Annotated in this window: 8 protein-coding genes; 5 read left to right on the forward strand and 3 right to left on the reverse strand. The window is 65.7% G+C overall.

The genetic code is table 11. The features are described from left to right. Positions 1-164 precede the first annotated feature (164 nt). A complete protein-coding gene (locus QP140_RS05955; protein ID WP_284758655.1) occupies positions 165-2,516 on the forward strand; it encodes a DEAD/DEAH box helicase in 2,352 nt (783 codons plus the stop codon). A 178-nt stretch (positions 2,517-2,694) separates the two neighbouring features. Here the strand turns inward: QP140_RS05955 and QP140_RS05960 are convergent, their stop codons facing one another. The 3 genes from QP140_RS05960 to putP all read right to left on the reverse strand — a co-directional run bounded on the left by QP140_RS05960 (position 2,695) and on the right by putP (position 5,541). Beyond that, positions 2,695-3,180, reverse strand: a complete 486-nt coding sequence (locus tag QP140_RS05960; RefSeq protein WP_070759262.1) for a hypothetical protein — start codon at positions 3,178-3,180, stop codon at positions 2,695-2,697. Between the two features lie 47 nt (positions 3,181-3,227). Continuing rightward, positions 3,228-3,782, reverse strand: a complete 555-nt coding sequence (locus tag QP140_RS05965; RefSeq protein ID WP_284758656.1) for an HNH endonuclease family protein — start codon at positions 3,780-3,782, stop codon at positions 3,228-3,230. 184 nt (positions 3,783-3,966) lie between these two features. Next, positions 3,967-5,541 (reverse strand): sodium/proline symporter PutP, encoded by a 1,575-nt coding sequence (putP, locus tag QP140_RS05970; protein WP_070760917.1) that lies wholly within the window; start codon positions 5,539-5,541, stop codon positions 3,967-3,969. 260 nt (positions 5,542-5,801) lie between these two features. On the opposite strand from putP, the gene QP140_RS05975 reads away from it, so the two are divergent. Genes QP140_RS05975 through QP140_RS05990 form a run of 4 tightly spaced genes read left to right on the forward strand, consistent with a single transcriptional unit; the run spans position 5,802 to position 14,099 of the window. Beyond that, complete coding sequence (locus QP140_RS05975) at positions 5,802-8,981, forward strand: DEAD/DEAH box helicase (protein WP_284758657.1); 3,180 nt, start codon at positions 5,802-5,804, stop codon at positions 8,979-8,981. Beyond that, on the forward strand, positions 8,978-9,910 hold the full coding sequence (locus tag QP140_RS05980; protein WP_148812488.1) for an SWIM zinc finger family protein: 933 nt from the start codon (positions 8,978-8,980) through the stop codon (positions 9,908-9,910). Before QP140_RS05975 ends, QP140_RS05980 begins: the two co-directional genes overlap by 4 nt. Before the next feature lie 13 nt (positions 9,911-9,923). Continuing rightward, positions 9,924-11,192, forward strand: coding sequence for a metallophosphoesterase family protein (locus tag QP140_RS05985; protein ID WP_284758658.1), 1,269 nt, complete (start codon positions 9,924-9,926; stop codon positions 11,190-11,192). A 12-nt stretch (positions 11,193-11,204) separates the two neighbouring features. Beyond that, entirely contained in the window at positions 11,205-14,099 is a 2,895-nt protein-coding gene (locus QP140_RS05990) for an AAA family ATPase (RefSeq protein ID WP_284758659.1), read from the forward strand. Positions 14,100-14,196 lie beyond the last annotated feature (97 nt).

Consider the following 14,196-nt stretch of genomic DNA (forward strand, 5'->3'; position numbering starts at 1 on the left):
TTCGGGTCGGCGCTGGATTGGTACTGGGGCTGCACCGGGGTCAGTGCTGGGGCAGCACTGGGGTCAGTACTGCCAGCAGCCACAATCAGTGCAGGCTGCGATCTGCCTTCCACCGGGTGGCGCGGTATGGCTTTTGCTGGCCGCAGAGCGTACTGTCAAGTGCGATGAGTGATACTGATAGCGTCTCCGGCGACGTCAACAAGCCGGTGGATAACGATTACTCGGTAGCTCAGAACAATCTGCAGGAAGAGGCCCAGCAGGCGCCGGTCAACGATGCGCCGCTGAATATCTCTGATGTGTTGGGGGAGAACACCGAAGATTCCGCGATGGAATCCGCCGGTGGCTCCGCTGTAGCCGAGGGCGCAGAAGATTCTGGGAAGACCGACAATCTCAACAACGAGAAGAACAAGAACGAGAACCCAGAGGACACTGTGGCCGATCAGCAGGCGGAAACCGTAGAAAACAACAACGACAACGACACCACCCCGACCGCGTCCATCCAGGACGTCGCCGTCGCGAAGGACGACGAGCAGGCAGACAACGCGAAGGAAGACAAGGACGACGACGGCGCCGGTTTCGGTGACCTGGGTCTGTCGCCGGAGGTGCTCGACGCCGTCCGTGCCGTCGGATTCACCTCGCCGTCCCCAATCCAGGAGCAGACCATCCCGCTGCTGATGGCAGGGGAGGACGTGGTCGGCCTCGCGCAGACCGGTACCGGTAAGACCGCCGCCTTTGCGCTGCCGATCCTGTCCCGGCTGAACCTGAAGTCCCGCAAGCCGCAGGCCCTGGTGCTGGCACCGACCCGTGAGCTGGCGCTGCAGGTTGCGGAGTCCTTCGAGGACTTCGCGGGGAAGATGGGCGGGGTCAACATCCTGCCGATCTACGGCGGCCAGCCTTATGGCGCTCAGCTCTCGGGCCTGCGCCGCGGCGCGCACGTCGTCGTCGGCACCCCGGGTCGCGTGATCGACCACCTGCAGAAGGGCAGCCTGGACATCTCCGAGCTGCGCTTCATGGTGCTCGACGAAGCCGACGAGATGCTGAACATGGGCTTCCAGGAGGACGTGGAGCGCATCCTGGAGGACACCCCGGAGGAGAAGCAGGTCGCGCTGTTCTCGGCGACGATGCCGTCCGCGATCCGCCACCTGTCTAAGCGCTATCTCAACGAGCCGCAGGAAGTGACGGTCAAGTCCACCCAGCGCACCGCGGAGAATATCGAGCAGGACTACCTGATCGTGCACCACCGCGAGAAGCTGGACGCGCTGACCCGCATCCTCGAGGTCACCGACTTCGACGCGATGATCATGTTCGTCCGCACCAAGAACGACACCGAGGAGCTTGCGGAGCGCCTGCGCGCCCGGGGCTACGAGGCTGCCGCCATCAACGGCGATATCGCCCAGGCGCAGCGCGAACGCACCGTGGACCAGCTCAAGGACGGTCGCCTGGACATCCTGGTCGCCACCGACGTCGCCGCTCGTGGCCTGGACGTCGAGCGCATCACGCACGTGTTCAACTACGACATTCCGCGCGACACCGAGTCCTATGTGCACCGCATCGGCCGCACGGGGCGCGCGGGGCGTTCCGGCCGCGCCGTGCTGTTCGTGACCCCGCGTGAGCGCCGGATGCTGAAGTCCATCGAGCGCGCGACGAAGTCCCGCCTCAACGAGATCGAGCTGCCGAGCGTTGACCAGGTCAACGAGGCCCGCAAGGCGAAGTTCAACCGCGAGCTGACCAAGAACCTCGAGGATCCGCAGGTCTCCGTGTTCCGCGAGCTGGTGACCACCTACGCGGAGGATAACGGGGTTACCCTGGAGGACATCGCTGCGGCACTGGCAGCCGGGGCCCAGGGCGGGGAGAAGTTCCTCATGGAGGAGGCTCCGCGCCGCGAGCACAAGCGCCGCAGCGACGACCGTTACGGCGATGCCGATCGCCGTGGTGGCGGGGCGTACCGCTCCTTCGAGGAGCGCTTCAACAAGCCAGCCCCCCGGTTCACGGATCGCAACGGCAACGAGATGGAGGTCTACCGCCTCTCCGTCGGCCACCGCCAGCGCGTGCGCCCGGGCGCAATCGTGGGTGCCCTGGCCAACGAGGGCGGGCTGAACTCCCGCGACTTCGGCCGCATCAGCATCTTCTCCGAGCACTCCCTGGTGGAGCTGCCGGCGGACCTGCCGAAGCAGGTCTTTGAGGCCCTCGACCAGACCCGCGTGTCCGGTCAGCTGATCAATATCGAGCCGGATCCGGGTGCCCCGAAGGGCCGCCCGGGCTCCCACCGTGGCAACCGCCGCGACCGCGATGGTCGCCGCGGTGGCTACCGCGACGACCGGGGCCGGGGGGAGCGCCGGGGCGGCGGACGCTTTGACCGCGACCGCGACCGCGGTGGGCGTGGGCGCGGCCGTGGGCACCACAACCGCTTCGAAGACTCCCGTGGGGATCGCCGTGGCGGTGGCCGCCACCGGGACGACCGCGGTTTTGAGGGCCGTGGCGGCCGCGGTAATAACCGCCGCGGGGGACGTTACTAGCCGAAACCTGTAAATCCGGCTGACGTGGAAGAGGCCACGTCAGCCGGATTTTTCGTAGGGGTCGGCTGGGTCAGGTGGCCAAAGCCAGGCATAGAGAAATAGCCGTGGGAGTGAGTTTCACTCCCACGGCTATGTGGCATTCACGCGCTGCATGCGAGCGCCTGCGAAAATGCGTGGACTAGACGAACATCAGGACCGCGGTGATCAGCCACAGCAGGTTGAAGATGCCGCCGAACATGGCAGCCTTGCCGGGCAGGCCCTTGGCCGCATCGCCCTGGACGGCGGCGAGCTCGTCCTCGCTCGCCGGGGTGTCGGATTCGTCGAGGCCATCAACGGAGATCAGGCCGCGGCGCTGCTGCGGGATCACCGCCAGCAGCAGGACCAACCAGGCTGCCAGAGAGGTGAGGATGGCGGCGTGGAAGGCGTAGTTCTGCATTGCGCCGTCCACGGTCATGAAGGCGACCAGACCCAGCACGGGGACCAGCAGGGAGATGTAGCCATAGCGGCGGGTCATGCCAGCCAGGGTTGCCACGGAGCCCACCGCCTTGGCGGAGCCGGACTGCGCGGCGCGCAGGGAAGGTGCGAATGCCGAGGTAGCGATCGCGACCGGTCCGATGAGGAGGATCGCAGCGATGACGTGGAGAGCAGTAATAAATTGATCCATGTGAACCACTCTGTCAAAAAATTCGTGACTAGTCACAAAACACCCGGTCAGCGGGGCAGCTGGCAGGCCTCGCGGGCCGCGGCAGCGTCGCCGGCGGTGATCGCCAGCCCGTAGCGGGCCGCCACCACCAGGTAACGGGCAACGTAGGGGCAGCGGGCCGCAGGGTTGGGCGGCAACCAGGCCTCCAGCGTCGCATCAGACTTCTCCCGGTTCAGCTCTGAGGCGGTCACCGCCAGGTTGTAGTGCCAGTCATTGGCGAAGCGATGACGCTTCTCCGTCGGCCAGGCGTGTGCCCCCAAATCCCAGGCCGCGGCGAGTGGAACAATGTGGTCGATATCCGTGCCCTGCGGGCGTACCGGTTCGGCGGAGTACTCATCGGATGCCTCGCCGGTGGCCCGCGGGCAGGGGCTGGCGGGTTCGGTGGGGAAGTTCAGGCTCAGCACCAGCTCACGGGTCGAGCAATAACTGCCATCGGGGGCGATGCTGTGCGCCCAGCCCTGCAGAAACCGGGTGCGGTCGTAGCCCACCACTCGGATCCGCTGGGGCACGACCTCCACCCGCGCCAGGGCCTGGCGGGCCAGCTCCTGCGCGCGCTGATCCACAGAGCGGCCCCCAGGCAACCAACCAGTTGACACCGGAACCGACGTCGTGAAAAACAACAGACCAGCCACGGCGGAGAGAAAGACTAGAGAGAAAAAGAAACGTCGCCCCATGTTGTCTTAGACAACGCGAGGCGACGTTTGGTTCCCGAGGTTGCGGAAAAATTTTCCGCAGGGAGGGGAGGGGCTACTTAGCGGCCTCCTCTACGAACTCCTTCTCGGTGAGGCGATCGGCCTTGTTGCTCAGCTCGATGGACTTGTCGAACTCATCCAGAACCTTCGCGGAAGGCTCCTTGGTCATCAGGGTCACGCCGACCATGAAGACCACGTTGGCCAGCACGCCCGGGATCATCTCGTAGAGGCCGAACGGCTTATCGGCGATGCCGAAGTTAGCCAGGCCGCCCCACAGGAAGCTGACGATCGCACCGGCAGCCAGGCCGGCGATCGCGCCCGGGGCGTTCAGGCGACGCCAGTACAGGGAGGCGATGATGACCGGGCCGAATGCGGAACCGAAGCCGGCCCACGCGAACTCGACCAGGCTCAGCACGCCGGAATCCGGCTTGGCCGCGATGAACACCGCCAGCAGGGCGACGACGAGCACTGCGAAGCGGGAGAGAACCTGCAGCAGGCGATCGGAAGCGTTCTTGTTGAACAGGCCCTTGTAGATGTCCTCGATCAGTGCGGAGGAGACCACCAGCAGCTGGGAGGAAATCGTGGACATGATGGCCGCCAGCACTGCGGTGAGTACCAGACCAGCGATCAGCGGGTGGAACAGGATCTGGCCCATGTCCAGGAAGATCGTCTCGAAGTTGATCTGGTCGACGATCTTGATGTCCGGGTTCTCGGTGAAGAATGCCGGGCCGATGATCGCCACGAAGACGGTACCGATCATGGACAGACCCATCCAGGTCACGCCGTAGAACATGCCCTTGCGAGCAGACCGCGGGGTACGCAGCGCCATGAAGCGCACGATGATGTGCGGCTGGCCGAAGTAGCCCAGGCCCCAGGCCAGACCAGAGATGATGGTCACGAAGCCCACGCCGTTGACCAGGGAGAACCAGTTCGGGTTCGGCTCCAGGCCGGAGGCAGCGTAGGCGTTCTCCGTCTGGAAGCTGAAGATGGCGCTCGGGTCCTCCATGTGCAGAACCGCGAAGATCGGCACCAGGATCAGGGAGATGAACATGATGCAGCCCTGCACCGCGTCCGTGTAGGACACAGCGAGGAAGCCACCGACGAAGGTGTAGATCACGGTCACACCGGCGATCACGGCGATGCCGACGGCGTAAGAGGAGTCAAAGGTGGACTCGAAGTAGCGACCACCGGCGACCATGCCGGACGCCACGTAGAAGGTGAAGAACAGCAGAATCACGAGGCCAGCGACCACGCGAAGCACGTGGGACTTGTCCTCGAAGCGGTTCTCCAGGAAGCTCGGCACGGTGATGGAGTTGTCCGCGATCTCGGTGTAGGCGCGCAGGCGTGGTGCGGTGAACCACCAGTTGAGTGCGCAACCGAGCAGCAGGCCGATGGCCACCCAGAGCTCAGAGAAGCCGGATACGAAGATCGCGGCGGGAAGGCCCATCAGCAGCCAGCCGGACATATCGGAGGCGCCAGCGGACAGGGCTGCGACGAACGGGTTAAGGTTTCTGCCGCCCAGCATGTAGTCCTCGTACTCGTCGGTCTGCTTATAACCGAGGAGTCCAATGAACATCATGGCGATCAGATAGATCACCATTGCTGTGACGAACCATGCTTGGTCTGTCATACAGAATGTCTCTTTCTTTGTAGGGTCGAGACTTCCTGAAAGACCACCCGGGGCCGATGAAGAGCCGGCCGAATGGTTAGTCGAAGTCAATATTTAAAACTTGAGCATGGCCATGATGCCAGAATTCTCAACGCTTTTCTGCCAAAATCCTGAAAAAAGACCGAAAGAATGCCGTGTTGCTGGGCTTTAGTGAGAGGAAAATGGGCAGTCTACGTGCGCCGATTCGGTGTGTCCGCGGGGCATGGTAGACCCTTATAACTATGGGATCTGCTTTTCTGCTGCACGCGCTCGTGCCCGCCGGGGGCGGCGTGCAGCTGTGGGCCGAAAAGGTGGCCGGCCGCCAGATCGTCATGCGCGCCGAGGACATCCCCGACGGGCAGTGGCCCGCAGAGCTGCGCGCCGTGCTGGCTGCTAAACCGCTGCGCTCCCGAGGCCAGGTGCTCGTCTCCACCCCGAGCGGTAAGCCCACCATCCTCGCTATCCCCACTGCGGCGTGGGTGCCAGAACAATCCATCGCGCTGATGGAGCAGCTGCGCCGGATCGCCACCGATCCCGAGGTTCGCGAGGGCCTGGGCCCCGAGGTGATCTTCCTTATCGATCTATTCGAATACGTGGAAGCCACCGTGAAGGCAGGGCGGGTCATGGTTCGGATGGAGCGGCAGGATCAGCAGTGGCACCCTCGCTTCACCCTGGCTACCGCCGGGGAGCATTCCGCGGTGCTCAATGAGTTCCGGGCGCAACTCCCCGGAGTCCTGGCGCGCAACGGCAACGGGGACATGGTGGGGGATGCTGCCGACGACTGGGCGCATTGGATGGCCGTGAGCCTCGTGACCGACCGCGCCCGGCCGCCGGAATATGAGGAGTTGGAGAGCCCGCTGGTCACCGACCTCCTCGCCGGGCGGGCCACCGCGAAGGCGGGACCCGCCACCGTCAGCGCGCTCAACGAGTGGCGCAGCAGCGCTAGGGATGCAGCCACCCAGCTGGTCTTCCGGCTCACGGATCCGGCTGATGCCCGGGAGCTTGGGGAGCCGGTGGCGTCGTCGTCCCTGGCGGAAGACCGCTCCACCGCCAACCGGGAACGCGAGCAGGACCAGGCAGCCGATGATGCGGCGAAGCAATTCACCTGGCGGCTGGAGGTGGGACTGTCGGTGGACGGGGCACCCGCCGAACCGGTCAACACCACGACCACCGGCAATGAGCAGGCGCGCAAGATCCAGCAGCGGCTACACCAGGCGGCGAAGGTATGGCCGCGCTTGGGCAGGCACCTAGGCCCCGTCGACCGGTGGGCAACCGTGGGCCGCTGGGTCCCACCGGAAGCTGCCTATACCGGGGACCCCGCCCTCGACCGCCAGCTGGCGTTCAGCGTGGACCTCGACGACGTGGCGGATTTGCTGGACACCAAGGCTAGTCGACTGCAGGAGGCGGGTTTTCCCGTCATGATCCCACGGGCTTGGGCACCGAAGACCACGCAGGTGGGGGCCACATTTCAGGCGGTGGGCTCCGGGCCGGGTTCCGGGAAGCTCGGGATGGACCAGCTCCTGGACTTCGAATGGAACCTCTCGGTGGACGGCACCCCGGTTGGGGAGTCGGACAAGCTGGAACTCATCAGCTCTGCCCGCCAGATCGTGCAGGTCAACGGGCAGTTTGTCTTCCTGGACAAGAGCTCGCTGAGCAAGGCCCGAGGGTGGCTCAGCGCGCTCACGGACGCGGCGGAGAAGGACGCGGCGGAGCTCAGCGAGGTCACGCTGGCGGAGCTGCTGGAGGCGGAGGCCACCGCCGAGGCTCACGGGGGCGATGACCCGGACCACAACATCCGGGTGGATATGGACGGCTGGGTGCGTCAGCTCTTCGACCGTGAGAACGTGGTCGCGCCCGCCCGGCAGGTGGAGCTGCCAGCGACGGTGCTGACCGAATTGCGCGAACACCAGCGCCGCGGTGTGAACTGGTTGGCGTGGATGGCGGAGCACGGCCTGGGGGCGATCCTTGCCGATGACATGGGGCTGGGGAAGACCCTGCAGGTGCTGGCCCTGCTGGCCTGGGAAAAAGAGAATGCATCGGAGGAGGGCACAGGCCCGGAAGCTATGGAACCGACCCTGGTGGTCGCGCCCACCTCCGTGCTGGCTGCCTGGCAATCGGAGGCCACCCGTCACATCCACGGCTTCTCCGTGCTGGTGGATCACGGGGCCGGGAAGGTGACCGACGCCGAGTTCCCGGAGCATGCCCGACAGGCGGACCTCGTCGTCACCAGCTACGGGACGGTCGCCCGCAACCCGGAGCGCTATCAGAAGATTCGGTGGCGCCGCGTGGTCGCCGACGAGGCGCAGAACATCAAGAATCCCGCGACGAAGCAGTCCCAGGCCGTGCGCGGGATCCCCGCCAATCACCACATTGCGCTCACGGGCACGCCGGTCGAAAACCGGCTCTCCGACCTCTATGCCCTCATGGACTTCGCGAATCCGGGGATTCTGGGCTCGGCCGCCGCGTTCCAGAACCGCCTTGCTATCCCCATCGAGCGTTATCAGGACGTCGGCGCAACCGAACGTCTCAAGCGGATCGTGGAGCCTTTCATCCTCCGGCGTCTCAAAACAGACCCTGCAGTGGGGGTGGCGCTGCCCGAAAAGCGGGAACACGTGGAAACCGTGCCACTGTCCGCCGAACAGGCAAGCCTCTACCAGGCCTATATCGCGCAGGTCGAGGAGGCCCTGGAGCAGGGATCTGCCAGCCGCCGTGGCCTGATCCTGGCCTCCCTGGTCAAGATCAAGCAGATCTGCAACCACCCCGCGCACTTCGCGGGAGATGGCTCGGGGATCCTGCGTGGCGGGAAGCACCGCTCGCCGAAGATCGAAAGGATTTTCGAGCTCATCGGCCAGGCCGTGGCGGAGGGCAAGAAGGTGCTTCTATTCACGCAGTTCCCCTCCTTTGGTCGGATGCTGGCACCCGCGATCGAGGCCGAGTACGGGATGCCCGTCCTCCAACTCGACGGTTCAGTGAGCAGGTCGCGGCGCACAGAGCTGGTGGCGCAGTTCCAGCGCGATACCGGTCCGGGGGTCATGCTGCTTTCGGTGCGCGCCGGGGGTACTGGAATCACCCTGACCAGGGCTTCCGTGGTGATTCACATCGACCGCTGGTGGAATCCGGCGGTGGAGGACCAGGCGACGGACCGCGCCTATCGCATCGGTCAGGAACGTGACGTCGATGTGTATAAATTTGTCTCGGCGGGCACCCTCGACGAACGCATCCATGAGATCATCACCGGCAAGCGGGACCTCGCGGGAGCCGTTGTGGGTGAAGGCGAAGGCTGGATCGCGAGCCTGAGCGACGAGGACCTGGCCGAGCTCTGGCAGCTACGAGAGTCCTCGGACGTGTCTGCTGCGGATGCTACATCTGTGGCTACCAAGGTTCCCGGAGCGGATAACCAGTCGGAAGGAGGCAGCAGATGAGTAGGAAGAACACTCCTCGGACCACCTGGGAAGGCAACGTCATCCTCGCGGATTTCGGGGCCCGCCGCCGTGCGGAGGCAGTCACCCCGCGCCCGTCGATTCCCATTCCTGCCGATCCGCTGGGCCCAGAAAGCTGGGCCGGGGCGCAGCTGCTGGAAGCCGTCGCTGGCGCCACCGACCGCGGTCGGCTGGAGCGAGGCCGGGATTATCACTGGGGCGGCCACGTCCAGAGCATGGAGCTGAGCACCAACACGGTGGTGGCGTTAGTCGCCGGCACCCAACCACAGCCCTTTGAGGTGGTGATCAAGGTGGCGGCGCTGAGTGCGAAGAGAAGGGACTTCATCGCCGCGGAGGTCGCCGCCGACCCAGCGCTCCTGCGCACCATCATCCGCGGGGACGCGCCCCCGACGGATCTCGCCGCGATGCTGCTGCGGCCCGACCAGATCCGCTTCGAGGGCTGCACGTGCCCGGATGGGGCGCCGGTGTGTAAACACGCGGTCGCCGTGGCCTATCAGCTGGCGGATACCTTTAACCACGATCCCGCAGCCATCCTGCAGTGGCGTGGGGTCGAAGCAGCCGAGGCGCTGCGCAGCGTCCAGCTCAGCCACGCCGGGGAGCAGGAGAGCAGTTCAACCCAGCCGAACTCGGGAGGCTCCGCCCAACAGGCCCCGGAGGTGCTCGACCAGGCGGAGTTCTGGGGCTCGGAGGAACGCCGGGTGAGCTGGTCGGCGCCGCCCGTGGAAAGCGGGCTGGAGCTCGGGGATCGCGATGCCTTGATGCGGGCTCTGCGCAGCCTGAGCTGGACCAGCGTTGATCAACTGCAAACGATGCACGAACTGGAATTGTGCCTGGAGATGATCACCGATGACTCCGGGCGTTTCGACCCCACCCCGTGGGCCCGCCCGGTGACGGGCACGAGGATGAAGTGACAAGGTGAAGAACATGAGCGATGCACAGCTGACAACGGCGTCTTCCCGGCCACGCGATACCGGCGTGGGTGCGCATTCGGTGCGCTTCCTGCACACCTCCGATTGGCAGATCGGGATGGGGCGGCGCTTCCTCGGCGAGGATAACCAGCGGCTCTTCGACGAGGCGCGGCTGGCAGCCGTGGAGAAGCTCTTCGCAGTGGCTGCCGACCGGAAGTGTGAGGCCATCGTCGTCGCCGGGGATGTTTTCGACGACAACCTCCTGGCGGAAAAGACCTGGACGCGGATCCTCGATGTGCTGCGCAACGCCCCGGTTCCGGTCTACCTGCTGCCGGGCAATCACGATCCGCTCAACCCGGCGAGCATTTACCACCAGCCGAGCCTGCAGCAGCTGTCCCCAGACAATGGCGGGAAGGTGACTGTCCTGCGGGACTCGACCCCAAGGCCACTGCGCGAGGGCGTGGAGATCATCGGCGCGCCGCTGCTGAGCAAGGTGGCCAGCGAGGATCTGGTGTACCGGGCGCTTGCAGACTTGTCGCCGGCAGGGAATACAATCCGCATCGCGGTTGGTCACGGGCACACGGAGTCGCGGGACAGTGTCGCGGATCCGTCGGTGATCGACGTCGCCCGGCTCAGCGAGCTCGTCCGGCAGCGCGTCGTCGACTACGCGGCCCTGGGGGACACGCACTCCGCGATGCCCCTCGATGACCGTGGCGTGGTGTGGTACTCCGGCGCTCCGGAGGTCACCGACTTCAAGGAGCCCGACGGCGGTGGCGAGTCCAACTCGGGTAAGGCGCTGGTCGTGGAGGTCGGCATCGACCCGGAGAACCCGGCTGCGCCCGCGACCGTTGCAGTGGAGCAGGTTGAGATCGGCCAGTGGCGTTTCCTGGCGATGACGGAGGACATCAACTCCCCAGAGGACGCCGAGGACTTCCTGGCGAAGCTGGCCAGCCTGCCGCAGCCGCGATCGACCGTGGTCAAGTACGCGCTGCGGGGGAGCATCGACCTGATGACAGACATCCGGTTGGAGACCGCGCTGGCTGAGCAGCGCCCTCGCTTCGCTGCGCTCTACGAGCGCACCCGGCTGATGGATCTGCACGTGTCCCCGGAACTGTCGGAGCTGCGTGGGGCCCTCCAGCTGCGGGGCTACCCAGAAATCGCGATGGAGAAGCTGCTCGCACTCGCCGAGGACCAGCGTCAGGCCCAAGGAACTCGAGATCAAGCCACGGATGCCCTGAAGCTCCTTTACCGCTTGGCCGCCAGCGTGCAGGTCAAGGAAAGCTAGGTGACGAGGACAATGACTAACTCACAGCAGCACAACGCCGGGGCCGGCCTGGCCATCCACCGCCTGACCTTGGACGACTTCGCGGGAGTGCCGCACGTCGACCTCGACCTGGCGGATTCCGGGGTCACCGTGGTGCACGGGCGCAACGAATCCGGAAAATCGACCCTGCTCACGGCCATGAAGCTCCTGCTCAACACGAGCGTGAACACCAAGACCCGCAAGCAGGAGGTCATGGCGCTCAAGCCGGTGGGCAGCAATGGCAAGCCCACGGTCGCCGCGGAGATGAGCATTGGGGCTTACCGGCTGCGGATCGAGAAGAGCTTCGGCACCGGCCGGCACGCGGCCACACTCGATGTCTCGGCGCCCGCTGTGGAGAACCTGGTGGACCGGGAGGCTGAGGAACGTTTCGCGGAGATCCTCAACGAGACGGTGGACCGCACGCTGCTGGATGCGCTGACAGTGGAGCAGGGCGCGAGCCTGGAGGCTTTCTCCGCTGGCCGAATCCAATCCCTCAGCACCGTTCTGGCGGCACAGAGTGACCAGAGCGCGGAGGCCGATACCGGCCACGAGGTGGACGCCACGGCCGCGGAACTGCTCGCGGCGATCGAGAAGGAATACGATCGCTATTTCACCGCCAAGGGGGCTGTGAAGAAGAATGGTGAGCTGCAGAAGGCCCGTGACGAGCGCGAGGCCGCAGAACAGGCCCTAGCAGAAGCCACCGACATCTATGACGGAGCACAGCGGCAGATCCGGGCGATCACGGAACTGGAAGAGGAAGAGCGTCAGGCTGCGGCGGAGCTGCCCGAGGCGAAGCGGGCCGTCGAGGAACTCGAGGAACAATTGCAGACCGCCCGGGCGGCACAGGAAAAGCTCCGGGGCTTCGAACGCGAGGTCAAGAGCGCGCACCAGGCGCTCGATCTAGCGAAGTACCGCCATGACGCGCGGAAGAAGCAGGTTGATGCGGTGGCGGTCAAGCGAGCCGAGCTCGAGAAGGAACAAGAGCGGCGTGATGAGCTCGCCACGAAGGCGGCCAAGGCTGAGGAAGAACAGCAGAAGCTGAAAGCGGAATACTCCAGTGCTGCCGAGCAGCAGCGATTCGCACGAGGCTACGTTGCGTGGGCGCAGGCGGGCGCCGAATATGGCGAGGCGGAGAAGAGCCACAAGAACGTCGCCGAGCGCGCAGCGGAGGCAGAAAAGACGGTGGGTAGGCTGCGGGAGCTGGAGAATAAGCTCGCGGAGAATCCGGCGACCCAGCAGGCCCTGGACGCGCTGAGTAGCGCCAACACCCAGCTTGCCGTGGCCACCGCGCAGCAGGAGGCAATCGCCACCGAGGTGAAGATCACCGGTCCCGCTGGCACGGTGCGCGACGGCGAGGAGGATGTCGAACTCACGGCGGAGGGGTACCGCACCCTGGTGAGCTCCCCGCGTCAGTTCGCACTCGGGGACTACCGCGTTGCGGTCACTCCGGCCCGCGACACCAGCGAGACGGAGACCGCGGTGAGCCGTGCTCGGGAGCAGGTCGCCCAGGCATCGAAGGCCCTCGGCATCGAGGACGGGGACACGGAGGCCGCTCACCGGCTGGCCCAGCAACGGCGCGCCCTGGAAAACGATCGCGACGAGGCAAAGCTGGAGCTGCGCGGGATCACCGGGGGCGTCAGCTCCCAGGACCTGCAGTTCAGTGTGGAGCAGGCCAGCCGGGAGCTGGTCGCCGCAGGTGAGAATCTATCCGAACGGGCTCGCGCCGCGGCCAATATCTGGCGGGAGCTGGGCGGGAATGCAGAGCGGGCCGAGGAATTCGGCCTTGAGCCCGAGCTGGAAGAACAGCTCGCGCGGTTAACGCGGGACTCGTCGCGAGAAGCGACGGAGGACACAGAGCCGCAGGTCGCTGAGGCCCGGACTGCGGGGGAGCGGGCCCCAGGGCACAACGGCGAGCTTGCGGGGCTCGTGGTCGAGCTGGAAACAGCACAACTGTTCCTCGAGCGCAGTGAGGCGCGGTACACCGCAGCTCAGCAGGCCAAGGACGCGACGGAACACTCGCAGATCCTCCAGGAGCACAAGCTGGCAGAACTCAATGCTACGCAGCAGACGCAGCAGCTCGCGGCCGCAGAGGACGAGTTGGCGCAGCAGCGCGAAGAGGCCAGCGACGAGCAGCTGGCGGAGGCCGTCGCCGAGCAGAACAGCGCGTTGGTGGAGGCTGCCGCGATTCGGGATAAGGAGAAGGAGAAATACGAGTCCGCCGCCACCGCCGAGCAGCTTGAGGGCCTCCTTAACGGTGAGAAGGCGGGCCTCGGGGTGCTGCAGAAAAACGCCACGCAACGCGGCCAGGAGCTCGTCCGCCTGCGCACCGAGTTGGCCGGCCGCGAAGGCGCTGCGGAGGCCAAGCGTGAAGCGGCAGCCGAGGCGGAACGGGCCGCCCGCGCCCTAGCTGCCGTCACTGCCCGAGCGGAGGCCGCCCAGCTTCTGTGGGAGACGATGAATGAGGCTCGTGCCGAGCTACGGGGTCGCTACTCCCGCCCGCTGTCCGAGGCCTTCCACGTCCTTGCTCGCACCATCTACGGTCCGGGCGTCCAGTTCGAGTTCGACGAGGACCTGCAGGTCAGCCGCCGCATTGACGACGGCGTGGCCCTCGACGTGTCCTCCCTGTCTGGTGGCGCGAGGGAGCAGATCAACCTGCTTTCCCGTCTCGCGGTGGCATCGCTGGTGGCCCGGGGCGGGGGAGTGCCGATCATTATCGACGACAGCCTCGGTTACAGCGACCCGCAGCGCAGCAGGGACATGAACGTGGTGCTCTCCCAACTGGGCGAGCAGCACCAGATCATCGTGCTGACCTGTGATGCGCAGCGCTTCTCCCGCGTGGTGGGAGCCAAGCAGGTGGACATGGTTCAGCTGCGCCGCGGCGGGGAATAGCCCCTGCGGGTTAAGGGTCAAAAAGTGTGTCCGGAATCGCCGATTTTCAGGGGTTGACCTGTAGGTTTCAGGAAAGTATATGCTCCGGGAGCATATA

It is taken from the genome of Corynebacterium sp. UMB9976 (assembly GCF_030212265.1).
GTDB lineage: Bacteria > Actinomycetota > Actinomycetes > Mycobacteriales > Mycobacteriaceae > Corynebacterium.